Origin of the sequence: Pseudomonas sp. B21128 (assembly GCF_044218865.1) — a bacterium.
In the GTDB taxonomy this organism is placed as follows: Bacteria; Pseudomonadota; Gammaproteobacteria; order Pseudomonadales; family Pseudomonadaceae; genus Aquipseudomonas; species Aquipseudomonas iridis.
This window is the reverse complement of sequence record NZ_CP162590.1, coordinates 4,874,735-4,900,975: the sequence shown is the minus strand read 5'-3', so window position 1 is coordinate 4,900,975 and position 26,241 is coordinate 4,874,735. Positions and strand designations below refer to the sequence as shown.

Genomic DNA, 26,241 nt, shown 5'->3' with positions numbered 1-26,241 from the left:
GACAAAAACCATTCAGCACCGCTATCCTTGGCTCACGTCCATCGATCAGGTTTGCCCATGCTTGAGGTTCGCAACGTCTTCAAAAACTACGCCACCCCCCAAGGCCCGTTACCCGTGCTGCAAGGCGTCGACCTGACGCTGGAACCCGGCAGCAGCCTGGCGTTGATGGGCGAATCCGGCAGTGGCAAAAGCACCTTGCTGCACTTGATCGCCGGTCTCGACAAGGTCGACAGCGGCAGCATTCGCAGCGCCGAGCATCGGCTCGAGAGCATGAACGAAGCGCAATTGGCCAATTGGCGGCGCACGGAAATCGGCTTGGTGTTCCAGCAGTTCAACCTGATCGGCAGCTTGCGCGTCGAAGACAATCTGGCGTTTCAGGCGCGTCTGGCCGGGCGTCACGATGCGCGTTGGCAAGCGCATCTGGTGCAGCGTCTGGGCCTGGGTGATTTGCTCAAGCGCTATCCCGAGCAGCTCTCGGGCGGCCAGCAGCAGCGTGTCGCGTTGGGCCGGGCGCTGGCCTCGCAGCCGAAACTGCTGTTGGCAGACGAACCGACCGGCAGCCTGGATGAAGCGACCAGTGACGAAGTGCTGCGATTGTTGCTGGAGCTGCTCGACGACACGCCGACGACCTTGCTGATGGTCACTCACAGCCCTCGGGTGGCGGCGCGGTTGGCGAAACGAGTGGTGCTGTCCAGCGGACGTCTGACGTGATCGTCTTCCGGCAAACCCTGCGTGCGCTACTCAGCCATTGGCGACGGCACCCGGTGCAGTTTTTCAGTGTGCTGACCGGGCTGTGGCTGGCCACCAGCCTGTTGACGGGCGTTGAGGCGCTGAACAGTCAGGCTCGCGACAGTTACGCTCGCGCCAGCCAATTGATCGGCGGCGAACCGCAAGCCAGCCTCAGTGCACCAAACGGCGCGACATTCCCCCAACAATGGTTCATCGACCTGCGGCGCCAGGGCTGGCCGGTGTCGCCGCTGTTGAATGGACGCTTGAGCCTCAAGGATCACGACAATCAACGCCTGCAGCTGATGGGCATCGAACCGGTGTCGCTGCCAGCCGATTCCGCTGTGGCCGGGCAGGCGATGCCGATCGAGCGGGTCGTCGAATTCTTCACGCCGCCGGGCAGTACGTGGATTTCCCCGGAAACCTTGCGGGCCTTGAACCTGCGCGAAGGCGCTACGCCGCAAACGGTCAGTGGCCAGACGTTGCCGCCGTTGCTGGCGCAAAAAGACATGGCGCCGGGCGTGTTATTGGTCGACATCGGCGTCGCGCAAACCCTGCTCGAACAACCCGGACAACTCTCGCGTTTGCTGTTGCCCAAGGATTTTCACGGCGAGTTGCCGGCCACGCTCAAAGGCCAGTTGCAGCTCAAAAGCAGTGGCGAGGAAAACAATCTGGCGCGCCTGACCCAGAGCTTTCACCTCAATCTTGATGCCTTGGGTTTTCTATCGTTTGTTGTCGGCTTATTCATCGTGCATGCGGCCATCGGCCTGGCGCTGGAGCAACGGCGTGGCCTGCTGCGCACGTTGCGTGCCTGCGGGGTCAGTGCGCGGATGTTGATCGGTTGCCTGATTTTCGAATTGGGAGTGCTGGCGCTGATCGGCGGAGTGTTCGGGGTGATCAGCGGTTACTGGTTGGCCAGTGTGTTGCTGCCGGATGTCGCCGCCAGCCTGCGCGGGTTGTACGGCGCAGAAGTGGCGGGGCAGTTGCGCCTGAGCCCTTGGTGGTGGTTCAGCGGGATCGGTTTGAGTCTGCTCGGCGCCTTGCTGGCCGGTGCCAACAGCCTGCTTCGCGCAGCCCGTTTGCCGCTGCTGGCCGTGGCGGATCCGCAAGCCTGGCATGAGCAATACACGCGCTGGTTGCGGCGTCAGGGCTGGCTGGCCCTGGTGTTGGGCGTGATTGCGCTGGTGGCGTTGCTTTGGGGCGATAGCCTGGCCAGCGGTTTTGTGCTGATGGCGGGGTTGCTGATCGGCGCCGCGCTGGCCTTGCCGGTGCTGCTGAGTGGCGTGTTGAATCAACTGCTCGGGCGCAGTCGTTCGGTGCTCGGCCAATGGTTTCTCGCCGACTGCCGTCAGCAATTGCCGGCACTGAGCCTGGCGCTGATGGCGTTGCTTCTGGCGCTGGCGGCCAACATCGGTGCTGGCAGCATGACCGCCGGTTTTCGCCAGACTTTCGATGACTGGCTCGAACAACGCCTGAGTGCCGAGCTATACATCAATCCGAGCAACCCGGCTCAGGCCCGCGAGATGTCCACTTGGCTGAAACAGCAGCCACTGGTGACGGCGGTGCTGCCCAACTGGCAAGTCGCGGTCACGTTGCAAGGCTGGCCGGCGGATGTCTACGGGGTAATTGATCATCCTTATTATCGTCAGCATTGGCTATTGCTCGATGCCAGTGGCGGTGATCCGTGGGCGCACCTGGCGACGGATGATGCAGTGATGCTCAGCGAGCAACTCGCCCGCCGTCTGCAGGTGCGCGCCGGCGATCGTCTGACGATTCCTGCACCGAATGGCGCGTGGTCGCCGCGCGTTGTCGGCATCTACGCCGATTACGGCAATCCCAAGGGCCACTTGCTGGTCAATAGCAACCATCTGCTGCGCGGATGGCCGCAGTTGACGCCGAACCGTTTCAATCTGCGCATCGACCCACAAAACATTGCGCCATTTCTGAGTGCATTACAGGCGCGTTTTCAGCTCGATGACAGCCGCATCGTCGATCAGGCGCGCCTCAAGGGCTGGTCGGTTGAAGTGTTCGAACGCACCTTCGCCGCCACGGCGGCTTTGAACACCTTGACCCTGGCGGTGGCGGGCGTGGCGCTGTTTATCAGCCTGTTGACTCAGAGCCAAAGCCGTCTCGGCCAACTCGCGCCGCTGTGGGCGCTGGGCGTGACACGGCGCCAATTGATGCTGCTCAATCTCGGTCAGACCTGGCTGCTGGCGGTGCTGACGCTGGTGTTGGCGCTGCCACTGGGGATCGCGCTGGCGTGGTGTCTGGACGCGGTGATCAATGTGCAGGCGTTTGGCTGGCGTCTGCCGTTGCGCGTGTTCCCTTGGCAGCTTTTGCAACTGATGGGGTTGGCGTTGCTGGCCACCTTGCTGGCGTCGGCGTGGCCGTTGTATTCGCTGTACCGCACGCAACCGGCGGATCTGCTGAGGACGTTTGCCCATGAGGACTGACTTCGTTGTGCTGATGGTTCTGCTCTTGCTCGGCGGCTGCGATCAGTCAGTGCCCGAGCAAAAGGGCTTCGCCGGAATGGGCAATCAGGCACAGGCATTTACGCCGGTGGTACCGGGGCGGGTGTTCAGCTTTCCGGCGGATCACGGCGCCCATGAGGGGTTTCGCATTGAGTGGTGGTACGTCACCGCCAATCTCAAGGATCAGCAGGGCAACGATTTCGGCGTGCAATGGACGCTGTTTCGCAGCGCCCTCAAACCGGTGCCGGAGCAGGCAGGTTGGGGCAGTCAAACCATTTGGCTGGGGCATGCCGCGGTGACGTCGGCAACGGCGCATCATGCCGCCGAGCGTTATGCCCGCGGCGGCGTGGGTCAGGCCGGCGTGCGTTTGGCGCCGTTCGAGGCGTGGATCGATGATTGGCAGTTCAGCAGTCAGGCGGTCGATCCTTTGAGTGACTTGCAGCTCAGCGCGCGCGATAAATCATTTGCCTATCAACTGCATCTCACCTCCAGCCGCCCGTTGGTGCTGCAGGGCGACAAGGGGTTCAGCCAGAAATCCGAACAAGGGCAGGCATCGTATTACTACAGCCAACCGTTTTTTCAGGCCAGTGGCACGCTGCAGATCGATGGCCAGACTTACACCGTCAGCGGCCCGGCGTGGCTCGACCGCGAGTGGAGCAGCCAGCCGCTGACCGCCAGCCAGACTGGCTGGGACTGGTTCTCCCTGCACCTGGACAGCGGTGAACACCTGATGCTTTATCGCATGCGCCAGAAGGAGGGCGCGCCGTACCTGACCGGTACCTGGATCAGCGCCGACGGCCAGACGCAAACTCTGCGTAGCGAGCAGATCAAACTCGTCCCGCAAGACACCGCCAAGGTCGCCGACCGCGCGATGCCGGTGCGCTGGAAGATCAGCATTCCAGACAAGCACCTCGACATCAGCCTCTCGGCGCTCAACCCCAACGCATGGATGGACCTGCGCATCCCTTATTGGGAAGGCCCGGTGCGTGTCAGCGGCAGCCACGGCGGCAAGGGGTATCTGGAAATGACCGGGTACTGATGCGACTCCTGCGTGGATCCGGTTGAACTCCATTCGGTCGTCGAACCTCTACAAAAGTACTACCTGTTGAGGACGAGAGATGAGCGACGACCTGCAACCCCCAGACCTCACCACTTGGCAGCGTCTGTTCGACGACGACACTCTGTGGCAGCAATCCCCCGACGCTCATTTCCTCGACTTGCAACGCATCGCCGACGACCTGTTCGGGCAGGGCGCCATCGACCTTGAGCAATGGCAGATCCTGCGCGCCAAAGCCGATGACCTGCACAAGGATTCCCCTGCCGTAAACGTCGCCCGCGAACTTGACGACCCTGAAGCCTGAGGACAACACCGATGAAACCTGAATCTGAAAACCAGCATCCTGACGAACCCCGGCCAGCGGGGGAAACCGAGCGCGACAACGACGCTCTGCGTCCTACCGATCCGAAGCAGCGCGAGCAGAGCGCTAAGGGCACGGCCAGTGGCGAATCGACCGCACAGGAAACAGCCGCGCCACAAACCAAAGCCAAGCCCTGACCAGCGTCTATGCTCAGTGACACACCCCACGTCTGAAATGATTTCGGCGTCGGGTGCTGCCACTCAACGACAGGGAAAGTACGCTTATGAAGCTTCATGCACTCGCCAAGTCCATTGCCCTCGCAACGCTGCTGTCCGCCTCCAGTCTCACTGCGTTTGCCGCCGACATACCGCTGTCGGCAACGGTTGAAGCCGACAAAGTCACCACCAAAGTGTTAGCGGTTGATGCGCAGAATCACCAGGTTGTGCTGGAAGGCGCCGAAGGCAAACAGGTTCACGTACAGCTCACGGAAAAGGCGAAAAACCTCGCCAATCTCAAGGTTGGCGACCAGGTTACCGTGGAGGTCATGCGCTCCTTCGCGGCCTATCTCGATACTGATGTGGATAAAGGTCTGCCTGGCACCACCGAGCGAACCGGCGAGTTGCGCAATGCTCCGGGCAGCAGCAATCCCGGCGGCGAAGCATACCGTCAGGTTCAGGTGCAATTGAAAATCACCAAAATTGATTTGAAGACAAATCAGGTGACGCTGCAGAACCCTGCCGGCGTATCGAAAACCCTCAACGTCGAACGCCCTGAAATTCAGGACAAACTGAAAAACCTCAAAGTCGGGCAGAGTGTTGTTGTCACTTATACTGATGTATTAAAAGTGACCAGTCAGCACGAAAGTTGAGTTTTAGCTCTACAGGATGACTGCTCTTGTACAATCTTTGTATTAGAGTAGTCATACTATTAGTTGGTTTTGCGGGCTCTGAAAGTTTCGTGAAAGGTTGGTGTCGGATTTGATCGATAAATATCTATTAACTTTCTTGTACATAATATTTACATTGAAGTATGGCGACATATCCGCCAGCTTCTATTAAAATCCTTCGCGTTCGCCCAGTGTCAGGGCTCTTTACCGGTGCATGGATTGCCAGGCCATTACACTGGGCGAACACCTCCACCGGAGCAAATGTATACAATTTCAGTTAAAAAAAAGGGTGACTTTTAAAGTCACCCTTTTTGTTGTCGTGAGTTAAACCGATGTTTGTATCCCGCGTTTGCCTCGCTGTCCCTGGAAACGCTCGATAGTCGCCTGGTACATTTTCGTGCGACGGTGATTTTTCCCGTAGGTGCCCGCCGCGGCGACCGTTCCTGCCTGGATGTGATCGAGATAACGGAAGATCTTGCGCGGCGACAGCAGCTTGATGCCGTATCCAAGGCTCACCATTCGATCCTGCAGCGTGTAGCCGGGTACGCGATCATCCATGCAGAAGTGCAGGCCTTGGGACTTCATCAGTCGCACGTTCCACAACGTACAGAAACTTTTCAGGTGAGTTTCCTTATAAGGTCTTGGCGGTTTGGATTTCATCCCCAGACTAACTTTTGCCTGGCGAACATAATGCTTGCAAAAGCGTGAAGTTAAACGCCAGGTATCCCGCACTATCCCCCGATTGATTTGCTCGACACAACCCACTGCGGCGATGTCCGCACTTTTTGTGCACTCGCGTAGCATCATTTCAAACACTTCTTTGTCATAGACGAAGGTGTCCGTGTGGAGCAAAAACAAATAATCGGTTTCAACCTGTTCCAGCGCCAGATCAAGTGCCTTGCCATGGGCAATATGACCCGCTTCTTTGCCCGGAGAAGGCCGCTCGATCAAGTTGATCCAGTCGAGCGAACGCAAGTAATCCAGACTTTCATCCGCTGAATCGTTGTCCACCACCCAGACTGGAATGCGCTGTTCCTTGACATGCTGGTGCAATAATTCCAGGCACATCCGGGTAATGTCCGCGGTCTTGTAATTGACCAGGACAAGGCTGAAGTTCGGCTGTGGTTGGGTTGGCAGATTAAACGCACTCATAACAGAAAGACTCATCCACGGGTCAATGACGACAGGGTTTATGAGCCGGGAGGGTAGCGAGCCAACCTTAGGCGAAGCTTAATTTGCAGGTCTGGCAGCGCTTCAGAATGTGTCGAAGTGAGACCGGAAAAGCCGCTTCGTTTATTTGGCGCGGGCCGGTTACAGGCTAAAATACGCGCCCAATTCACGGTTCAAGGAAGAAACGGCGATCGCCGTTGCGCCACGGATGAAACCACTTTCCCTCTACCACCCGGCCTTGTACTGGCTGCGCGTGTGGCAAAAAAGACTGTTCCGACACATGGCCTGGCACTGCTCCAGCAAGCGTTACGCCCGATCCGTCGTATCGTCCGAACGCCTGCCATTTCGCTACCTCAAACACACCTCGAAACTCATCCGTAAACTCGGCGACTCCGACCTCGCCCTGCAACACAACAAAGTCATCAACCTCAAACTCGCCGTCGCCGCCATCGATGGCGTCATCATCGCCCCTGGCGAATACTTCTCCTTCTGCCGGCTCGTCGGCCGCCCGACGCGTAAACGTGGCTACGTGGAAGGGATGGAGCTGTCCTTCGGCGAGGCCCGCACCGGGGTGGGTGGCGGGATATGCCAATTGAGCAACCTGATTCACTGGATGGCCATACATTCCCCGTTGGTGGTGGTCGAGCGCTCCAATCACAGCTTCGATCCGTTTCCGGATGAGGGACGCGTACTGCCGTTTGGCTCCGGTGCGGCGATTTTCTATAACTACATTGACCTGGTGCTGCATAACCCGACAGACCGGTGTTTTCAGTTGAGTTTGAATGTCGGGCAGACGCAACTGGAAGGGGAGTTGTTATGTGATCAGGTGCGGGTGTATCGGTATCACGTTTTCCAGGAAGGGCATCGGTTTGTGCGCGAAGGGGAACGGGTATATCGCGAGAATGAGATCTGGCGGGAAGTTCGGCAGAAAGGGCAGGTGGGGGCATTGGTGATGCGCGAAAGGCTTTATCGCAATCGTGTGATGGTCAAGTATGCGGTGGCGGACGAGTTGATCGGATAGGGCTGGCGCAAATATGCATCGCTGAACATGGCGCGCCGCGTCTGATCAGTTTCTGAAATAAAGCTCGTCGAGCTGACGTCTGCGTATCGATAGATATTCATCCCATACCTTGGGGAAGTCCTCATCCCTCGTCAGCGGAAAGGTCAGATAAATGTATCTTCCGACAACACTGATGTATTGCCGCGCTCGTTTGAAAGCCGGCTGCTCGAAAAGCGCAACGCTCTCATCGTAGGCGTCATGGTAATGACGAATACTCACCCGATGCGGGGCGATCATGCCCCGCGCAAAATCGATTACCCAGCAATTATCAACGGCTGTGCTCAGGTACCCGTAAACACCATCGCTCGACAAACGAATACATGAATTGGCCTGGGTACCGTCTTCATCGTTGACCAAAACAATCTGGTCTGCGAAATACTGGATCATCCTGTTATCGGGCCCTTGCAGGAGCAAGCTCCAACCTTCTGCCCCCATGTGGAATTCACCGTTGTTTTCAAAGGTGGCGGTCCAGCCGTTGGCGAGTGTGATTTGGCGGGTGTTTATCGGTTTTCCCTGGGGCATATTCGGAGAGTAAGCCTTCGAGGATTGATTGCAGCTTGAGGCTCTAATACCCGTAATCAAGATCAAGCAGGAAAGAGGAGTCTGCGTTTTTTCCATTCGAAAGCAAACGCTTTTCCTTTGATTCACTCGGTGGTGTCGCTGGTCACTGACTCTTCGAGCACTTGCGGCTGTTTGCCTTCGTGGAGGACTTCGGTGAGCAGCCAGAGGTCGTTCCATTTGGCTTTCGGGTGTTGCGTCAGTACGAGGAAATGACCACTGACCAGCAACGGCTGATCGCTTTTGCATTCGGCGAGCTGGAAGTCGCTGCGGTGGCTGGTTATGTGTTTTGTAGTCTTGGTATGGGATGTTACGGTTTGTGCTTTGACGCACCTTATAAGGATATTGCTCGTGTTACGTCAGTCTTTACTTGCCCTTCCTTTCATTATGCTGCTGGTAGGTTGCGAAGCCGAGTCAGGCCCTTTGCCAACCAGTAAGAGCTTGCCTGCGGCAAAAGTCGCATCGATTGCAGCGACGATCAAGACGAAATATCCGGACCTCTCGAACGAACTACGCGACAAGGTGCTCAATACGGTTGTTCAGTCGATCGACAATATGGTGTTTGTCGAAGGTGGCCAGTTTGACATGGGCGATTTTGGCTGGATTTGTGAGTACGATGAAAAAGATGTTTGTACCTGGCCTTGTGGGCAGGAGCCGGAGCAGCTCTGTAATATTAGTAGTAAAGGCAATGATGATTTTGTTCATCCGGTGAAGTTGAGCAGTTACTATCTCTCAAAGTATCAGGCTACGTTGGCGGATTTCGACCTTTTTTTCGTGGCTAACGGTAAACCTCTTTATGATGAAGAGGATCGAAAACGTGAAGATCTAAAAGAGTTTTACTTGCCTAATCTTCCAGCGCCAACTCAAAGCTGGCAGGAGGCAAAAGATTATTGCACGTGGATTGGATCTTTAAGCGGTTACGAAGTGGACTTGCCGACAGAGGCGCAGTGGGAATTCGCGGCCCGCAATCGTGGCCAGCACATCCTGTTTCCTACCGATACTGGAAGTCTTGATTTCGGTAAGAATTTCCCTTTTGAAAATGAAGAGGGGAATTTTCCAGTGAACCGCTTTGCACCAAATCCTTTGGGGTTATACGGTATGGCTGGCAATTCCACTGATTGGGTAAATGACTGGTACTTGGAAGACTATTACAAAATTTCTCCCATAGAAGATCCCCAAGGGCCGGTAACTGGCCAAAATAAAGTCAGAAGAGGGTCTACAACGTTGGAAGCCCCTTTATCCGCAGCCCCCCTCGTCCGTCGCTGGCCAGAAGAGTTAGTTAAAAAATATCATTCAAGCGGCACAAGTTTTAGGTGTGCAATTCAGTCCAGCAAACCGCTTTAATAGCTCAGGGTGAAGGCGTCTTCGGCGCCTTCATTTTTAAGCTATTCTGTCAAATAGCCCACTTCTTTGGGCTGCCAGTAATGTCTTTTCTTTTCTCCATGTCTCACTTGGTTGCCAGGCAATCAATGCTGTTTTTTCAGGTGCTGTATCATTGTTGACTGCAAGTGATTTAGTAAATTTGTTGAATTGCAATTGCTCATGCCCGTCGAGCAGGGCGTTGATGCGATTCAGGCTACGCATTGCGTCAACTTTCTTTCCGTCGCTGGAGCAGTGTTCTAATACATGAAGAAATGTCGCCAAGTGCGAATGTGAGAGAGTTAAAATACTACTGCTTTTTCTTGCTCTTCTGCCCAGCTCTCTACAAAGCTTTCAGTCAGAAGGTAGATTGTCGCCCCAAGGCCTCCTCTGCAATGTAACGGTTACTTAGGCGGATGGCCTCGCCTAAGTAATACTGAGCGTCTCGATCGCCTGCTTCGGCAGCGGTTTGCAAAAAAGGCTGTGAGGAAGTCCATGCACTTTGCTTGTAAAGCATAATGCCAGTGTCTTTCGCTGCCGCTTGATTTTCAATGACTTGGGCGTTGGAAATTGATGTGGTGGAAATCCAGAAAGCGATGCTCAAGAAAATAGGGCGGAAAGCGGACACAGATAAACTTCCTTAGATCAGTAGCCGTAAGCCGGAACAAAGTAGGAAAGTGGTGGGTGAGTCTTTTCCCAATCTTTGGCAAAGCGGATCCCATCCTTGATTTCTTGAGGACTCATCTTTTCGGCAATTTCAGGAAGGCTTCTTCTAGCATCCTCAGGGGCTACACCACCGCCTTGCAAATGGGAGATAAGGTAGGTGATCCCATAGGCTTCTACTAAGTCCAACGGAAATCCGTAACTGTCAGGGAGATGCGCTACAGTGAGGGCATATCCACCAGCGGCATCAATGTGACCTGACTCAGCGGCCTTTTTTAGCCAATATCCTACGTTTTCTTTGCTTGCTTTATTTTCATATAAAAAATTTGCGTAAAGGTACATACCCGGTGGGTAGCCGCTCTCCGCTGAAGCTTTGAACCATTTCTCAACGGCTTTTTCGCGGCTGCCAGGAATAAGGAACCAGCCTTCACCATCTTTGTACTTACCAGCAAGGACTTTTTGAGCAAATCCACTGCCTGCCGTCGCTGCTTTTTCCAACCATTGCAAACCTTGCTTGGCGGTAAATAAAACAATCATTGCCTCAGTATCGCCTTTCTCGGCGCGCTCATTTGCAACCTGTAGTGCATAATTCCGCCATTCTTCATCGCTTTTACCTGAGCAACTCCCCATCTCTTTGCACAAATCATGCGAATTACTCAGCCGAAGCATTGCATACAAATCTCCTTGCTTAGCTGCTGATTCGTACCATTTTTTTGCGTCTTCGGTGGTGTAGCGGTTGCTGAGGCGGATAGCCTCTCCCAAGTAATATTGCGCCGTACTGTCTCCCGCATCTGCCGCGATTTTCAGTAGCGGCTGAGAATCGTACCAATCACTTTGTTGATACAGGATAAGGCCTTTATTTTTTGCTACTTGTTGATCGCTCGTAAGTTCTGCAAAAGCTGAGGTGGATAGAAATAATGAATATAAAATTATGGCGTATATTGTTTTAATCAATGTTTTGTCCTTTGTAGAAGGCCTTGACTTCTTGAATAGGTGCAAATGCAGGGCCGGTATATGTGCTCGAGTAAGTGCAGTGGCTATTCATTCTCGCCCCTAGAAGTTTAGCGTTTTCTGAGTACCGCTCCCGCATTCTGTTGTTACCCGGGATGTGGCCTAAAACCCTTTCATTCATGAATAGATCGAGTTTTAACTTATTTTTGCAGAACATAAGTCCTGCCTACGGGGGACGAATCCCGTCACGATTCATGCAAATAATTGCTTCTTCAAATTGCAAATTTGCATTGGTTTTTTTTGAAATCCAACTAAGGCATCTTTCAATTGCTTGTTGTTGAATGAGGTATGCCTCGTCGTTGTTGTAGCTTTTACTGTCCTTATCATCTTCAGCAGAAAATGACCTGGGTGAAGTACTTAAAGCCATTAGTAATGGGCCTAGGGCCTGTGGGGTTAGGTTGTAAACCCAATCCTGCATTACTTTTTGGTTTTTATCCAAGATAAGTGTGTGAGCAATTTGTCCCCCACGTCCCCCCTCGGTCAGCGCATCAAATATCCCTTTAACAATGGCATACCCACGCACATAGGCAAACGCCACATCAATACCCGTGGCGCCGAGGAAGCTCAGTTTCTGCAGATAGTCCATGGCTTCGCCATCGACCCACTCAAGATCCTTGTATTGGTTCGCGGCCATTTCCTGTCGCACCAGTTCCGTCAAGGCCACGATGCTGTCGTAGCCGACTTCAAAGGTCAAATACCCTTTGACGCCTGCGCCCCAGACCAGCGCGCCCTTGATCGATAACAGCAGTAGGCCGTTTTGCATCCGCAGGTGCATGTCGCCCGTGTAGCCGGCGCCGATGGCCACGGCCACTTCAACCTCCAGTTTGGCCAAAGGGCGCCACTGGTTGGCTGAAATGCGATTGGGCACGGGTGCAGGTGGGAGGACGCTTGGGGGAGGGCACCAGAACAGTTTGCCTGTGACTTTGCACCCGGCTTGAGCGCCGGCAAACACTTCGAACTTCGCCAGGTCGCCGGATTTTTCGGCAATGTCCACACCGACCAGGCTGGTGTAGCCGGTTTTCTGATCCAGGGTCAGGTCGCGTGACAGCATGAGGCTTGCGCCAGCGAATCCCCAGGCCTTGGCTTCCAGATCCAGAGACAGTTTGCCGAAGTTGACGCTGCGCACGCTGCCGTCCTGGGCCTTGTATTTCGCGACCCAAGGATCGGCTTTTGCCCGTTTCGGGAATTCGACTTTGAGTAAGCTGACTTCCCCGCGCCACGCTGTTACATCCAGTGCAACTTCTACGTTGGCAATCTGAGGGGAGCCACTTTTCAGAGTGGGGCCTTCCATTTTGACTTCGGACAGCAGGTTGGCACTTTCCGGGAGCAAGCATCGAACCAGTTGGGCCTGCGGGCTGTTGTCGAACAGCATGAGGTTGCGCAACTGCTTATCTTCGAAAACCATGGCTTTGAGGTTTTCACCCCAGCTTTTGCGCTTGGCTTCAGCTTTGATGCTTGCGACTCTGTAGCCTTTGGCTTCCAGGGCGGTGAAGAATTTTTCAGGCACGAAAAGTCCATGTTCATCGAACCATGGTCCCTTTTCAGTGAACTGCAGCGCGCCTTCCTGTTCCAGCCAATCACTGAATATTCGGTCGTCGTCGGATTCTTTGGCAATCGACTTGGGCAAACTGGTCGCGAGTTCTTTGAGTTGACCCTCGAATGCGTTGCCGCTGACCTGTGCCAGATGTTTCAAGCTGATGTGGTTCAGGATCGTCGTAGAAGAGGCGCTGCTGAGCTCACGCAGTGGAATGTTTGTTTTGGCCAGTCGTTCGAGGGGTTTTGGCTTGTAGCTTTCCGCGTCCCAGAGAAACAGCCGGGGCGGCTTCAGTGCTCGAACGCGTGCTTCGGCGGTGTTCTGAATTCGCTCTGCCTCGTCATTCAGGTCGTACCACTGTTTCTGTAAGCTGACGAAGAGCACGCCGGGTGGAGCAGATTTGCCGCCAGTGGCCGAGACCCATTGGGAGTAACGTTCTTCGATCTTTTTCTCAAGCTCATCGCGTTTGGTGGTCAGCTCGATGAATGCCTGAAAATCCTCGGTACCGGCGTACTGGTCATCGGGACTCAGCGCAAACTCGGGAACTGCAATGCCGCACTCGGCAAGCTCGACGATGGCATTGATGTACTTGGACATCAGATCTTTCAACGCCAGGATGTTGATTTGCACACCCTTGAGTTTCTTTTCGTCGATCTCGCCTGTTTCAATCAGTTGCTTGTGAAGGGCCTTATATTCTTTGAGATGTTCCCAAGCCGAAGCAATCTTCTTGGTGCTTGATCGAACATTTTGTAGCCGTGGGCTTTCGCCTTGTCGCGCTCTTTAATGTACGTATCGATGGCGTCACGCGCCTTTAACGCGCGTGGGGTATAGAAGACGCCGCTTTCTCGTTTGTACCCCAACGTTTTTGCTTTTTCGTCGGAAACTTTTTCGAGGGTTTCCATGTTTTTCTGGTTTTTCTCGATGCGCTGTCCAGCGTGGAACATCTCGCGCTCGGCGTGCATCGTGGCGTCGCTGTCACCCTTGGCTTTTGCCGCCTCCCAATCCTTGCGGCATTGCGCCTTTTTGGCAGTGTCTTCGGGGATTGCCGACTTCGAGTCGAGGTAACTACTATGTTGCTCGCCTTCGAGAAAGGCTTCCGGGCCCGGGGTGAGGAAGTAGTCCATCAACCCCGCGTCGGCGATGTTGCTCATGCGCGTGGCTTTATCAGCGTTGACGGTTTTCTGTTTGAGCAGGCTGACGCTTTCCTTGAGTTTCTCGGACGTGCGCTTGGGCAACAGCCAGAAACGGCGCTGACCGGTGACGTAGATGATGTCGTCATAGCTGCTGCTGCAGCCCGGCTTCTTGTCTTTGCAGAACGTTTCCGCGTCGGCAGTCTTGTTTGGTGGATCGGCCGGAATGACAACAGGTGATTGTTCTGGCGCGGGTGTTTGTTCGGACGTACCTGTCATCTCAGACTTCCAGTCGTTGTACTTTCTCGAATGCCGGCATATCGCTGCTCAGCACGTTCATGACGTCGGTGCGGGCCTGCAACGGACCTTGGTTCAGATTCGGCAGCAGGTGCTCAAGATGACGTCCTTCTTCAATGCCGTGATCCACCAGCAGTTGCAAATTATCGGACACACCAGACAGTTGAGAATCCGATAAGCTCGCAGCGGACTCGGCGTTCCGCAGCCGAATCCAGTACCACCAGCGAATCTCATCGAACGCTATCAGCGTGTCGCTCTTCAGGTGCAGCGGATATTTTTGTTCGCCATTAGAGGCATCAACTTTTTCTGTTTGTTCCCAAACACGCCATTGTTGATCGTCTCTGTGGGCGGGCGGGGTGTAGACGCTGGCCCAAGGGCCGAACAGAGCTCGGGCGGGTACCGTCAGCGCCAGCGCGCTCCAGAATGCCGGGTCGTAGTAGCGCGCCAGCGAGTCACCATGAGACGGGTCGTTCATGCGCAGGAGGCGACGAGCATGCAATAGCGCGGTCTCCGGCTTTTCACGCGAGGTCAGCAAAATGCCGGCGCGGTTGTCGCGGCATAGCTCAATGGCTTGGACGGCGGCGGAGCCTCCAGGTGTCAGTTGTAGCCAGATCGGACTGGCATCATTCATTTCGGCAAACGGCGTGTCCTGAAACAGCTTTTCAACACCATTCAACCCGGACTGTTGGTAAAGCTTTTCCAGAGCCCGAGGCTGGCGAACGCTGTCGATGATGCCATACAGGGGGCGGTTTCCACTGCTGCCCGATGGTGTCGTGGCCACGGGTTGTTCAAGAAAGTGACTTAACCATTCAGACATGGGCAAACCTCTCGCGAGCAAGCGCCATTGGCTTGCTTTCCACAGATCGGAACAAGGGGGAGGCCTTGAACGCTTTTTCGTACAAACGGGTTGAGCATGGCGGGCACTAACACCGTGCCAGCCTTATCCGCATCCGCCTGCTTCAACGGCCCCGGCAACAACGGCGCAGCCCCTGTGCCGCTACCCGGCCCACCACCCGAGTTCATATTGATCACCGGCCCGCTCATGGTCACACCGCCAGCATCGATCTTGATAAAGCTGCCACCACCGACCAATGTCAGTTCGGCGCCGGCTTCCATCACCACTTTCATGCCGCTGCTGAGGTGGATTTCCTGGCCGGCATCGATGAACTGCCCAGTCCCAATCTTGATGTGCTGATTGACGCCCACGGTCAGGTGATCATTCGCCCGCGCCTCAACTTTACGATCGGCATAAACCGTGTGGTGTTCTTCGGCCTTGAACTCGCTGTAGCTATTTTTTTCAACGGTGTCGTGACGCTCGTTGCCGACGCGGATTTTCTGGTCGTGCTCGACGTTCTCGTCCCAGTCACGCTGGGCGTGGAGATAAATCTGCTCCTGACCTTTTTTGTCTTCGATGCGCAGTTCGTTGTAGCCGCCGCCACCCATGGAGCTGAGGGTTTTGAAGGTGCTGCGGGTTTTGTTCGCCGGCAGCGCATACGGGACGGTGTTTTCCTTGTGGTACAGGCAGCCGCTGATCAGTGGCTGGTCTGGGTCGCCTTCAAGGAAAGTGACCAGCACTTCCATGCCGATGCGCGGGATGGCGATGCCGCCGTACTGGGCGCCGGCCCAGGCGCTGGAGACGCGCAGCCAGCAGCTGGTTTTGTCGTCGGCCTGGCCTTCGCGGTCCCAATGGAATTGCACTTTGACGCGGCCGTACTGGTCGCAGTGGATTTCTTCACCTTTGGGGCCGGTGACCACGGCGCTCTGGCTGCCGAGGATGCGCGGTTTCGGGTGGCGCAGGGGCGGGCGGTTCGGTACGTCCCACGGCGTGGCCTGGAAACGGTTGCGGTAGCCCTGATGGAAATCGTCTTTCAGTGCGGTGGTGTCGCTGGTCACCGATTCTTCCAGCACTTGCGGCTGTTTGCCTTCGTGGAGAACTTCGGTGAGCAGCCAGAGGTCGTTCCACTTGGCTTTCGGGTGCGCGGTCAGCGCGAGGAAGTGGCCGCTGACCAGCAACGGCTGATCGCTTTTGCCTTCGGCCAGTTGGAAGTCGCTGCGGTGGCGTTCGAGGGCGCGTTTGGCCAGGTGCTTGCCGCGCTCGCGGTCGATGAAGCGGCCCGGGTAATCGTAGTCTTCGAGGTCGGGCAGGGCGTCGCCACGGTTTTCGCTTTCCAGCTTCAGGCGTGGTTTTTCGAAGTCGTAATCGCGGCGGGTGGTGCGGCTGGTGCGGGTTTCCAGGCGCAGGTCGAAGCGCTTGATCACCGGGTCGCTGGCGACCATGCCGGAGTCTTGCTGATAGGCCACAGGCTTGAGTTTCGGGAACACCGTCTGGTCATCGCCGAACACCAGTTTGTGCGCCGTCGCCGTGTGCTGGAAGTGGTAGTGGATACCTTCTTCCTCGCACAGGCGCTGAATGAAATGCAGGTCCGATTCATCGTATTGCACGCAGTAGATGCGCTCGGGGTAGATCGAGCCGATCTTGAATTCGTAGGCGTTGCTTTGGATGCCGTGCTCTTCCAGCACTTGGCCGATGATTTTCGGCACTGTGAGGTTCTGGAAGATGCGCTGGTTGACGCGGTGCGCCAGGTACGACAGTTGCGGGCGCAGGGTCACCGAATAACGGGTCAGACGTTTGCCTGAGTCACCTTGCGCGGCGCGGTAGATCTGGCCGTGGATGCCGCTGCCGTCGGGCGACAGCTGCAGGAAGGCCGGTTTGTGCAGCAGGGTTTCGAGGTCCAGCGCCGGCTGCTCACTGACCAGCTCCACCTCGAACACAAAAGGCTGGCTGATGGCTTCCCGACCTTGCAGGGTAAACACCTGGAAATCAGCGGAAAGACCTTCGATGGTCAGGGCAAAGTGGGTTTCATTGGCCGGCGCGAACATCCCTTGTTCCTCGTGCTGTGCAGCGGCGCTCGTCGACGCCCGCAAAAGCGGGTCAACGTACGCTAAATTCTGGAGGGGCGTAAACAACATCGACCAGCAGAGCTGGCCGATGCTTGTAACGATCAGCCGTAATTAAACGACTGGAGCACGCCAGTCATCGGAACCCGAAGTACCGGATACTTCGTGGGTCCAGGTGATTTTGCGGTAGGTGAACTGCACTTCTTCCAGGTGGGTGAAGTGCGAGTTGCCTGGATCCTGGCAGTTGTGCATTTTGTTGTTGATGGCGACGATAATCGCGTCTTCCAGTTTTGTAGAAGCTCAGACTTGATGTAACGGTTACCGGGCCACCTGATTTTGGCAACTATATAGCTCAGCTGTTTTTTTATTTTTCTGCCTTGCTTTCATTTACGTTTGCCTTGAAGTACGTCATGAAATCTTGTCCCTGAGCAAAAGCCTTTTCGATCTTGGCGCTTTGCTCTTTCAATGCATGGCTTGGTTTGGCCCATTGCTCAGTTGGTATAGGTTTTGACCACTCAGCAATGGAAGCAGGTAGAGACTTCATACTGAAACGATGGTCCCATTCCGCAACCCAGTACGGAAAGCGCCATAAAGTGATTACATGAGTGAAATACCACCAGCCAACACCTAACGCGGAGCGCTCGTTGTGTTGATATTCCTCAAGCATATCTCCGTGCTCTTTATCAAATGTATGGCGGCCTTCGTATGGAGCTTTACCGGGGCAGTGTTGTGGCCCTCTTTCCATGTAAATATGTATCGCCTCCCATTTACCCAAACCATGAACTGGAGTCATTACTTCCTGGTTCACAAAATGAACGGTATCAGTTTTAGTGTCGTCAAATGCCATGCCAAATGTATAAGTACTCATGACGCCGACCCCAGTTACACCGGTACTGACAGAAAGCCAAGAAACCATTTCTTCCCAAGGTTGGATGACCGGATCGTCAGACCCGTTCGCAAAATAACAGACTTCGCGACGTTGACGATTGAAGCGTATTGGGTGGGTACGGACTTTGGCAAGAGTAGTGCTGAAGACAACATAGAGCCCCAGAACTGTGGCCCCTGCTGCTCCCCAAACTCCAATTGCAGCACCGGTGGGGAAAAACTCTATGAAAATATGTGTAAATGTTCTGCCATAGGGATCACCAAAACTCATAAGTCCGGCGATGAAGGGGCCGATTATTAAACTCACAATCAGAATGAGCATGCTGCTTGCGATCATCACTCTGGTTTGGAATGCCTTATTGACGTTACTGCTACCGAGGTCCAGGTAGGTGTCGTTGATATCAAGAAAACTTCCCCCCAAATCCATTGGGATCTGGCCGGTAGGGACGGGTAGTGGCGAGAAAAACACTGCTTCGCCGGTAGTAAAACGTCGAGATTCACCAGCGACGGGGCGCTGATGCTTGAGATGAAGTTCGTCGTTATTTGTTGATTTGGATGACATGTAATTCAACCGGAAAGTGGTGAAGCGGGCACCTACAGGAAGTCGCTGTTGACCAATAGCCATGGTGCATCGGTTTTGCGCGACTTTAATACAGAGACAGCCGAAAGTAGCTTGCTATTTTGCGTAACCAACGTCGTAGTTTGGATGCTCGAAAAGGGGGCGGGATTATTTTCTTTTGAAAATAAATCATCCCCTTTGTTTTTCATTTTTGTAAAAGCTTAGATTTGACCCGGCGGTTATCGGGCTATCTGATTCTGACAACTATATAGCTCAGCTGTTTTTTATTATTCTGCCTTGCTTTCGTTTAGGTTTGCCTTGAAGTACGTCATAAAGTCCTGCCCTTGAGCAAAGGCTTTTTCGATTTTCGCGCTTTGCTCTTTAAGCGCTGGGCTTGGCTTGCCCCATTGTTCAGGCGGAAGAGGTTTGGACCACTCAGCAATGGAATCAGGTAGAGATTTCATGCTGAAACGATGGTCCCATTCTGCTACCCAATACGGAAAACGCCACCAAGTGATCAGGTGTGTCAGGTACCACCAACCAACTCCTAATGCGGAACGTTCGTTGTGCTGGTATTCCTCGTGCATGTCTTTTCGTTCTTTATCGAAGGTATGGCGACCCTCGTAGGGTGTTTTAGCAGGGCAGAACTCCGGTCCTTTTTCCATGTAGGCACGTATGGCTTCCCATTTGCCTAGTCCATGAATAGGAGTCATGACCTCTTGTGTGAGAAAGTGCACCGTATCGGCCTTGGGATTATCTATTGCCATGCCAAAGGTATAGCTACTGATTACGCCTACTCCAGTGAATCCAGTACTGACTGATATCCACGCAACCGTGTCTTCCCAAGGCTGGATCACGGCTTCGTCGGAGCCATTCGGGAAGTAACAGACCTCTCGGCGTTGACGGTTAAATCGGATGGGTCTGGCGCGGGCTTTGTTCCTTGTGGTGCTGATAATCGCGTACAGTCCAATCAGCGCTGCTCCCCCTCCACACCAGAGCGCTAGTGATATTCCGAACTCAAAAAAATCGTTGAAGTAAAACCAGAAGCTTCTGCCGAATGGGTTTATGAATGCTGCGAAGCCCATCAATGTTGGGAGAACAAATAGACAAACGATAACTACGACTGTTGGGAGTGACACAGCTAATCGTGCTTGGAAAGACTTGGTGATATTGCTACTACCCAAGTCCAGATAGGTGTCGTTGACTTCAACAAAACTTCCGCCGAGATCCATTGGGATTTGCCCGGTCGGAACTGGCAGCGGTGAGAAAAATAATGCTTCACCTGTGGCAAAACGACGAGTTTCACCCGCCGTGGGGCGGTGATTTTTAAGGTCAAGTTCGACTTGCTGTTTAGGTTTGGATGGCATGCAATTCAACCGAGAAAACGTAGGCGGTTTAGGCAACTACAGGGAGTCGCTAGTTACTAGCAACCAAGGGGCATCCGTGGTACGTGTCCTTAACACAGATACTGATTGAAGCAGCTTGCCATTCTGTGCGTTTAGAGTCGTGGTTTCGAATCGTTTCTCTCGGAAAGATTTATCACCGGCTACGGGGTGGTAGCGTAAAATGACGGCAAGGCCATGCTGGGCATTAGCTTCGTGTTGGAATATTTCCAAGCCGAGCTTAAGAGGTTCGCCCGGAGCACCTAGCAGATTGAGTTGATACAGCAACGGTTCGCTCCACGCTTCCCAGTCATTGCGCTGTTGGTTAGTTAACCAGTAAGCACTGAGGCCGAGACTGACATCTTCTAGATCATTGGCTGTCATCCCCGGCACGCTCAAGACGGCCATGGGCTTGCTGTTTACTTGTTGTAGGGCTATCTGCGGAGCGGCAGTAATACTTGCTAACATCAAACGCTCCTCCGCAAGACTTCGGTTTTCGCTCTGCTTGCCCCAAGGACCTTTAAGCAGCCATTTATCCAGTTCCGTCTTATTATTACGGTTGTATAGCCATTCACCACCTAACTGGAGGCCTGTCAGGACTAGGCCAATCAGGTTGGCACGTGCGGCGACGCTGAGCAACTTACCACCAGCAGTAACCCACGCAAGAGCACGCGCCTGGCTTGCATTCGTCATAGCTTCAAAAGTGTATTGAACTGTTCGTGCGGTCGCCCAGCCATTGACAACTAGTTGGCCGGAGTCTCCAGCCAGCGTCATGCTAGCCCCAGCTAGCTTGGCGCCATCGCCTGACCGTAAAGCTTCGGTCCATCTTGCGGCAGACCCTTTTTCACCATACAACCCGGTGCCTGCGGCAATAGCGCCAAAAAAATATGAAAACGGCCCCAATACGCCTGTAATTTTGCCTAACTTGGAAGCTAATCCGATTTTAGCGGCGGCACTCGCATAGTTTTCAATTGCCACAGAAAGGCCAGTAATGGCAATCCCTTGGGCCGCGGCAATTGCCCCCCCAAACATTGAAAAAAGAGCATTTGCTACAGCCAACTTATCGGAGGAGTCAGCCTCTTTTTTTCTAGCAAATTCACCATAAACAGTCGCAAAGCTGATGATTTGCAGAACCGCTGCAGCTGAAGCAAACAAATCCCCTCCAGCTGATGCGAAAACCGCCTTGCTTATTCCCTTGGAAGGACGCTTGAGCCGATAGTCATCGGCCATCCGCTCAAACTCAAGCACCTGAGCATTGTTAAGCCCTTTAATCTTGTAGGCAGCCTTGCCCGGTCCGTCACCAACAGGACTCATGGCCTGAGCTATCCGCCCTTCAAGGGGAGCGACAGTCTGTTGAATGGCTTTGCGGCGAGATACCAAGGTTTTATAACCGCCTTTTGGTGACCTTCCTTTACGTTCATCAGCCAGGGTTTGCCGAATCTGATTTTTCAGCGAGGTCATTTGCTGGCGCAGATCTGTCAGTTTGGCCATATCAGCTTTGAACGCAGCAATTTGATTCGCAGAGGCAAATTCTAATGTAATACCTCCCTTACCAAAGGCACGAAGAACATCTATCCAGGCCGAGCCAGGAATTCGGCGCAATACTTTTGCTGGATCTAGCGGCTGTCCATTGCGTAGCGCTTGGATGGCCTCATCCAGCGCTCCTGCCAGGCGCAATTGCTTTGCCGGCTCATACGCCGTGTTGCGCAACTGACCGAGCACAATGCCGTTTTCACTCAATTGCATTGCTGCTGCGAGATTCTGAGTGAGCAAATTGCCAAATTTTCCGCTGAGTGCCTGGGCACCCTGATAGTCGTCCTTGACCATATAGGTATCGCGCAGGGACTTGATGAAAGATGTGACCTTGGAATGCATGTCCTTCTGATCAGTCAAGCTCAATGTGAAGAAGGTTGGTACGGTAAACCCCGGCTGTTTCTCGAGCAGATCGGCAAGCTTTTCAGTCGCTTTATCTGTCCGGCAAATGTCTCTCATACAGGCATATTCAGTAGCGAGAGTTGTGTCGAGTTGATCGCCAAATTTAGGATCAAAATACCAGGCTGAGCGTTGGAAGCGTTCTTCACAGATTAGATTCGCGCGATCGTCACTGATCAAATCTAGTCGTTTGTTCCAACGATTGAGTTGGGCGCGTTGCTGTTTCAGGAAGGCTTCCATAGCTGGTCGGTCGATCAGATCGTTGATGCCCTGTTGTCCCATCTTCGCGCCTTCGAGCGCATCATCCGCGTTGTCTTCGATGGTCTCGATCAGGTCTTCGTACTTGGAATGCAAAGGTCCAAGACTCGTACGCATCCGCGACTTTGAAGCTGCAATAGCCCCACGATGCGTACCAGCGCCTGAATACTGGGTTTGATTTTTAACGTTGACGTAGTCGACGATCGATTGCCGCTGCTCTTCGCTTGTTTCGTCCTTGAGTTTGGCAAAGCGTGGATCGCTTTGTGCAGCATTCAGGATGGTATCGCCGGTGACTGTGTACAAGGATTCGATGTAGCAACCAAATACGTATTTTTTTTGGTTTGTCTCCGCATCACTCCAGTCACTGATCCAGCCGGTGACCAAATCCTGATGTTCGGCAAGGTCGCGCAGCACGCCGATGTCATCCTGTATGACCATATACAGATGGTCACGCTCGTTTTCTGCTTTGACCTGTTTTTTCAGCGCACCCAGTTGAGTCTTTTTGAAGTGCGATGCTTGCTCCCAGAGGTAGTCTTTGCTTTCTTCGGGTTTGGCGCCCGTAGCTGCTGGGTCTTTGCTCGGTTGCTCTGCAACTTCCGCAATCCACTTTTCCGCCTGACTTGGAGTCAGTAGATTAGCTGCGCCTTTCTCAGGGTCTGCATTGGTGAGATCGACCTTCTGCATGAAGTACTCACGTTCAGACTTGTGCTTGATGACCTGCGCGCATTTCGCGGCGGTCCATTGCACCTCGGAGTAGTTGACGTAAAGTTTGCTCAAACGCGGGAAGACCAACACGGCTTCACCCACATTACTTTCGCGTTTATTTGCGGTGATCTCACCTTTCTCCCACAGCAGTTGCGTAACGATGCCGTCCTGAAGACGGTATTCGTGCATAACGGCTTCAGGCTTCTTGTCGACGATGACGTAGAGCCAGCCATCACGCATCAATCGAATGCCTAGTGGGCGAGAAGTGGTTTTGTACGGCATGGTCAGCGAGCTTGACGGGTCGAGTCGTTCAACGAGGCCGTAACGCAGTGGGATGAGCTGGATTTTTGCCTTCATCAACGAGCAGCCGCCCATGGCACACTTGCCGTCGTCCCGGCTTTTTGCAACGTTGTTCGGGCTTTTGCCGGTCGATGTTGGCGTTGTCATCCTTGGCTCCTTAGCGGGGTTTCAGCCCGTTCCTGGGCAATATCAGCGACTCGTTCGAGTCGTTGTGCGGGCGTTTGTTCCGACGGGGTTTTGAGTATGGCGTCGAGGTCTGGATGTTCTTCCAGCGCTCGCTCGCCAAGGAATCCGTGAATGTTGGCGTAGAGGGTGATATCGAGTTCGGTGTTGAAGCCGCGTTCGTAGGAGGTCGACGCCAGCGCATGCAGGTGTTCCCAGCGTTGTTGGGAGGTCGACTGTGCCTGATAGCTTGGAAAGTATTCTTGCATGTGTGCATCGAGGCGCATTACTACGTTGCGAAAGTTCACCTCATCCAGTTGACTAAGTTGTGCGTCGCTCAATCGATAGCGCTTATTGTGGTCGGGCTCGGGAGAATTGCCCGGCCGCTGGTTTATGTACCAGCAACCCAATGCAGCATCGGCAGTAACGATTTGTTTGCAAGGGCCGAACAGGGTCGGATCCTTGATGGTTGCTGCGTGGGCGAGCAGTGCATGGGTTACGGCCGGATCCGCGATACGCAACAACACTTCTTCGCCCATCGGGTGCAAGACGCTGGTGAGCCAGCGAAAGTGTGCGACCAGTTGATCCCATGATTGATCGCTGAACACCAAGTGACCCCATTCTTGGTTTGAGGCGTTTAGGAACTGAGCCAAGATCGGGTCGTTTTGGTTTTTTATGAGCACGAGGCATGGGGAAATATCGCCCAGTTCTGCCCAGCGTGTCCCGAGATAAAGCGGCTCGAATTGAGGGTTTTCTGCCCACTGATATAAGTGCTGTGGGAGCTTCTCAACGCTGACACCATCAAGCAATAAACCAACCGTGCCATTCCACGGAAGACCTTGGGGAAGGCCGTTTTCCAATGGAAATACCGCCTTAAGCATTCTGAGCCTCCAGTTTGGCCTTCTCGCACACCGCACAAATCGGCTTCTTCTGCATCAACGCCTGCCGCTGGGCCGGCACCAGCAATTGCCCAGCCTTATCCGCATCCGCCTGCTTCAACGGCCCCGGCAACAACGGCGCAGCCCCTGTGCCGCTACCCGGTCCACCGCCGGAGTTCATGTTGATCACCGGCCCACTCATGGTCACACCGCCAGCATCAATCTTGATAAAGCTGCCGCCACCGACCAGGGTCAATTCGGCGCCGGCTTCCATCACCACTTTCATGCCGCTGCTGAGGTGGATTTCCTGCCCCGCATCAATGAACTGCCCAGTCCCAATCTTGATGTGCTGATTCACACCCACCGTCAGGTGATCATTCGCCCGGGCCTCAACTTTGCGATCGGCATAAACCGTGTGGTGTTCTTCGGCTTTGAATTCGCTGTAGCTGTTCTTTTCAACGGTGTCGTGACGCTCGTTGCCGACGCGGATCTTCTGGTCATGCTCGACGTTCTCGTCCCAGTCGCGCTGGGCGTGGAGATAAATCTGCTCCTGACCTTTTTTGTCTTCGATGCGCAGTTCGTTGTAGCCGCCGCCACCCATGGAGCTGAGGGTTTTGAAGGTGCTGCGGGTTTTGTTCGCCGGCAGCGCATACGGGACGGTGTTTTCCTTGTGGTACAGGCAGCCGCTGATCAGCGGTTGGTCGGGGTCGCCTTCAAGGAAGGTGACTAGCACTTCCATGCCGATGCGCGGGATGGCGATGCCGCCGTATTGGGCGCCGGCCCAGGCGCTGGAGACGCGGAGCCAGCAGCTGGTTTTGTCGTCGGCCTGGCCTTCGCGGTCCCAATGGAATTGCACTTTGACGCGGCCGTATTGGTCGCAGTGGATTTCTTCACCTTTGGGGCCAGTGACGACTGCGCTCTGGCTGCCGAGGATGCGCGGTTTCGGGTGGCGCAGGGGCGGGCGGTTCGGTACGTCCCACGGCGTGGCCTGGAAACGGTTGCGGTAGCCCTGATGGAAATCGTCTTTCAGTGCGGTGGTGTCGCTGGTCACCGATTCTTCCAGCACTTGCGGCTGTTTGCCTTCGTGGAGAACTTCGGTGAGCAGCCAGAGGTCGTTCCACTTGGCTTTCGGGTGCGCGGTCAGCGCGAGGAAGTGGCCGCTGACCAGCAACGGCTGATCGCTTTTGCCTTCGGCCAGTTGGAAGTCGCTGCGGTGGCGTTCGAGGGCGCGTTTGGCCAGGTGCTTGCCGCGCTCGCGGTCGATGAAGCGGCCCGGGTAATCGTAGTCTTCGAGGTCGGGCAGGGCGTCGCCACGGTTTTCGCTTTCCAGCTTCAGGCGTGGTTTTTCGAAGTCGTAATCGCGGCGGGTGGTGCGGCTGGTGCGGGTTTCCAGGCGCAGGTCGAAGCGCTTGATCACCGGGTCGCTGGCGACCATGCCGGAGTCTTGCTGATAGGCCACAGGCTTGAGTTTCGGGAACACCGTCTGGTCATCGCCGAACACCAGTTTGTGCGCCGTCGCCGTGTGCTGGAAGTGGTAGTGGATACCTTCTTCCTCGCACAGGCGCTGAATGAAATGCAGGTCCGATTCATCGTATTGCACGCAGTAGATGCGCTCGGGGTAGATCGAGCCGATCTTGAATTCGTAGGCGTTGCTTTGGATGCCGTGCTCTTCCAGCACTTGGCCGATGATTTTCGGCACTGTGAGGTTCTGGAAGATGCGCTGGTTGACGCGGTGCGCCAGGTACGACAGTTGCGGGCGCAGGGTCACCGAATAACGGGTCAGACGTTTGCCTGAGTCACCTTGCGCGGCGCGGTAGATCTGGCCGTGGATGCCGCTGCCGTCGGGCGACAGCTGCAGGAAGGCCGGTTTGTGCAGCAGGGTTTCGAGGTCCAGCGCCGGCTGCTCACTGACCAGCTCCACCTCGAACACAAAAGGCTGGCTGATGGCTTCCCGACCTTGCAGGGTAAACACCTGGAAATCAGCGGAAAGACCTTCGATGGTCAGGGCAAAGTGGGTTTCATTGGCCGGCGCGAACATCCCTTGTTCCTCGTGCTGTGC

At 54.6% G+C, this 26,241-nt stretch carries 22 protein-coding genes and 2 pseudogenes; 8 read left to right on the top strand and 16 right to left on the bottom strand.

The genetic code is table 11. The features are described from left to right. Nucleotides 1-57 precede the first annotated feature (57 nt). The 6 genes from AB4P91_RS22005 (at nucleotide 58) to AB4P91_RS21980 (ending at nucleotide 5,423) form a co-directional block, all read left to right on the top strand. On the top strand, nucleotides 58-711 hold the full coding sequence (locus AB4P91_RS22005) for an ABC transporter ATP-binding protein (protein ID WP_150594864.1): 654 nt from the start codon (nucleotides 58-60) through the stop codon (nucleotides 709-711). Continuing rightward, nucleotides 708-3,179, top strand: a complete 2,472-nt coding sequence (locus tag AB4P91_RS22000) for an FtsX-like permease family protein (RefSeq protein WP_395603676.1) — start codon at nucleotides 708-710, stop codon at nucleotides 3,177-3,179. Before AB4P91_RS22005 ends, AB4P91_RS22000 begins: the two co-directional genes overlap by 4 nt. Next, a complete protein-coding gene (locus AB4P91_RS21995) occupies nucleotides 3,169-4,236 on the top strand; it encodes a lipocalin-like domain-containing protein (protein WP_395603675.1) in 1,068 nt (355 codons plus the stop codon). The genes AB4P91_RS22000 and AB4P91_RS21995 overlap by 11 nt, the downstream gene beginning before the upstream one ends. 79 nt (nucleotides 4,237-4,315) lie before the next feature. Continuing rightward, nucleotides 4,316-4,558, top strand: coding sequence for a hypothetical protein (locus AB4P91_RS21990; RefSeq protein WP_150594867.1), 243 nt, complete (start codon nucleotides 4,316-4,318; stop codon nucleotides 4,556-4,558). 11 nt (nucleotides 4,559-4,569) lie between these two features. Then, complete coding sequence (locus AB4P91_RS21985; protein WP_150594868.1) at nucleotides 4,570-4,752, top strand: hypothetical protein; 183 nt, start codon at nucleotides 4,570-4,572, stop codon at nucleotides 4,750-4,752. Nucleotides 4,753-4,838: 86 nt separating this feature from the next. Continuing rightward, a complete protein-coding gene (locus AB4P91_RS21980; RefSeq protein WP_395604993.1) occupies nucleotides 4,839-5,423 on the top strand; it encodes a hypothetical protein in 585 nt (194 codons plus the stop codon). A gap of 342 nt (nucleotides 5,424-5,765) precedes the next feature. Here the strand turns inward: AB4P91_RS21980 and AB4P91_RS21975 are convergent, their stop codons facing one another. Beyond that, the gene (locus tag AB4P91_RS21975; RefSeq protein ID WP_150688454.1) at nucleotides 5,766-6,593 is read right to left on the bottom strand and encodes a glycosyltransferase family 2 protein; all 828 of its coding nucleotides are present in this window, start codon (nucleotides 6,591-6,593) and stop codon (nucleotides 5,766-5,768) included. A gap of 226 nt (nucleotides 6,594-6,819) precedes the next feature. Between AB4P91_RS21975 and AB4P91_RS21970 the strand changes: the two genes are divergently transcribed. Then, nucleotides 6,820-7,632, top strand: coding sequence for a VanW family protein (locus AB4P91_RS21970; RefSeq protein WP_395603674.1), 813 nt, complete (start codon nucleotides 6,820-6,822; stop codon nucleotides 7,630-7,632). A 45-nt stretch (nucleotides 7,633-7,677) separates the two neighbouring features. Here AB4P91_RS21970 and AB4P91_RS21965 read toward each other — a convergent pair whose 3' ends face one another. After that, entirely contained in the window at nucleotides 7,678-8,289 is a 612-nt protein-coding gene (locus AB4P91_RS21965) for a hypothetical protein (RefSeq protein ID WP_395603673.1), read from the bottom strand. A 32-nt stretch (nucleotides 8,290-8,321) separates the two neighbouring features. Continuing rightward, nucleotides 8,322-8,504 (bottom strand): annotated as a pseudogene (locus tag AB4P91_RS21960) (hypothetical protein); the annotation flags it as partial. A 76-nt stretch (nucleotides 8,505-8,580) separates the two neighbouring features. On the opposite strand from AB4P91_RS21960, the gene AB4P91_RS21955 reads away from it, so the two are divergent. Further along, the gene (locus tag AB4P91_RS21955) at nucleotides 8,581-9,573 is read left to right on the top strand and encodes a formylglycine-generating enzyme family protein (RefSeq protein WP_395603672.1); all 993 of its coding nucleotides are present in this window, start codon (nucleotides 8,581-8,583) and stop codon (nucleotides 9,571-9,573) included. A 36-nt stretch (nucleotides 9,574-9,609) separates the two neighbouring features. Here the strand turns inward: AB4P91_RS21955 and AB4P91_RS21950 are convergent, their stop codons facing one another. The 13 genes and pseudogenes from AB4P91_RS21950 to tssI (AB4P91_RS21890) all read right to left on the bottom strand — a co-directional run bounded on the left by AB4P91_RS21950 (nucleotide 9,610) and on the right by tssI (AB4P91_RS21890) (nucleotide 26,220). Beyond that, nucleotides 9,610-9,813, bottom strand: a complete 204-nt coding sequence (locus tag AB4P91_RS21950) for a hypothetical protein (RefSeq protein WP_150594873.1) — start codon at nucleotides 9,811-9,813, stop codon at nucleotides 9,610-9,612. Between the two features lie 133 nt (nucleotides 9,814-9,946). Further along, on the bottom strand, nucleotides 9,947-10,216 hold the full coding sequence (locus AB4P91_RS21945) for a hypothetical protein (protein ID WP_395603671.1): 270 nt from the start codon (nucleotides 10,214-10,216) through the stop codon (nucleotides 9,947-9,949). A gap of 17 nt (nucleotides 10,217-10,233) precedes the next feature. Further along, nucleotides 10,234-11,205 (bottom strand): tetratricopeptide repeat protein, encoded by a 972-nt coding sequence (locus AB4P91_RS21940; RefSeq protein WP_395603670.1) that lies wholly within the window; start codon nucleotides 11,203-11,205, stop codon nucleotides 10,234-10,236. A 223-nt stretch (nucleotides 11,206-11,428) separates the two neighbouring features. Continuing rightward, nucleotides 11,429-13,426, bottom strand: a complete 1,998-nt coding sequence (locus AB4P91_RS21935) for a hypothetical protein (protein WP_395603669.1) — start codon at nucleotides 13,424-13,426, stop codon at nucleotides 11,429-11,431. A 38-nt stretch (nucleotides 13,427-13,464) separates the two neighbouring features. After that, the gene (locus tag AB4P91_RS21930; RefSeq protein WP_395603668.1) at nucleotides 13,465-14,205 is read right to left on the bottom strand and encodes a hypothetical protein; all 741 of its coding nucleotides are present in this window, start codon (nucleotides 14,203-14,205) and stop codon (nucleotides 13,465-13,467) included. 1 nt (nucleotide 14,206) lies between these two features. After that, nucleotides 14,207-15,040: a DUF4123 domain-containing protein gene (locus AB4P91_RS21925; protein WP_395603667.1), complete on the bottom strand. Its 834-nt coding sequence runs from the start codon at nucleotides 15,038-15,040 to the stop codon at nucleotides 14,207-14,209. After that, the gene (gene tssI, locus AB4P91_RS21920; RefSeq protein ID WP_395603666.1) at nucleotides 15,025-17,103 is read right to left on the bottom strand and encodes a type VI secretion system tip protein TssI/VgrG; all 2,079 of its coding nucleotides are present in this window, start codon (nucleotides 17,101-17,103) and stop codon (nucleotides 15,025-15,027) included. The genes AB4P91_RS21925 and tssI (AB4P91_RS21920) overlap by 16 nt, the downstream gene beginning before the upstream one ends. Nucleotides 17,104-17,235: 132 nt before the next feature. Beyond that, nucleotides 17,236-17,418 (bottom strand): annotated as a pseudogene (tssD, locus tag AB4P91_RS21915) (type VI secretion system tube protein TssD); the annotation flags it as partial. 67 nt (nucleotides 17,419-17,485) lie between these two features. Then, a complete protein-coding gene (locus AB4P91_RS21910) occupies nucleotides 17,486-18,631 on the bottom strand; it encodes a DUF6708 domain-containing protein (RefSeq protein WP_395603665.1) in 1,146 nt (381 codons plus the stop codon). A gap of 221 nt (nucleotides 18,632-18,852) precedes the next feature. Continuing rightward, a complete protein-coding gene (locus tag AB4P91_RS21905) occupies nucleotides 18,853-19,932 on the bottom strand; it encodes a DUF6708 domain-containing protein (RefSeq protein ID WP_318190970.1) in 1,080 nt (359 codons plus the stop codon). Nucleotides 19,933-19,968: 36 nt separating this feature from the next. Beyond that, nucleotides 19,969-23,289 carry a toxin VasX gene (locus tag AB4P91_RS21900; protein ID WP_150597375.1) on the bottom strand — a complete coding sequence of 1,107 codons (3,321 nt, stop codon included), beginning with the start codon at nucleotides 23,287-23,289 and terminating at the stop codon, nucleotides 19,969-19,971. Further along, a complete protein-coding gene (locus AB4P91_RS21895) occupies nucleotides 23,286-24,185 on the bottom strand; it encodes a DUF4123 domain-containing protein (RefSeq protein ID WP_150597374.1) in 900 nt (299 codons plus the stop codon). The genes AB4P91_RS21900 and AB4P91_RS21895 overlap by 4 nt, the downstream gene beginning before the upstream one ends. After that, nucleotides 24,178-26,220 (bottom strand): type VI secretion system tip protein TssI/VgrG, encoded by a 2,043-nt coding sequence (gene tssI / locus AB4P91_RS21890; RefSeq protein ID WP_150597373.1) that lies wholly within the window; start codon nucleotides 26,218-26,220, stop codon nucleotides 24,178-24,180. Before tssI (AB4P91_RS21890) ends, AB4P91_RS21895 begins: the two co-directional genes overlap by 8 nt. Nucleotides 26,221-26,241: the final 21 nt, after the last annotated feature.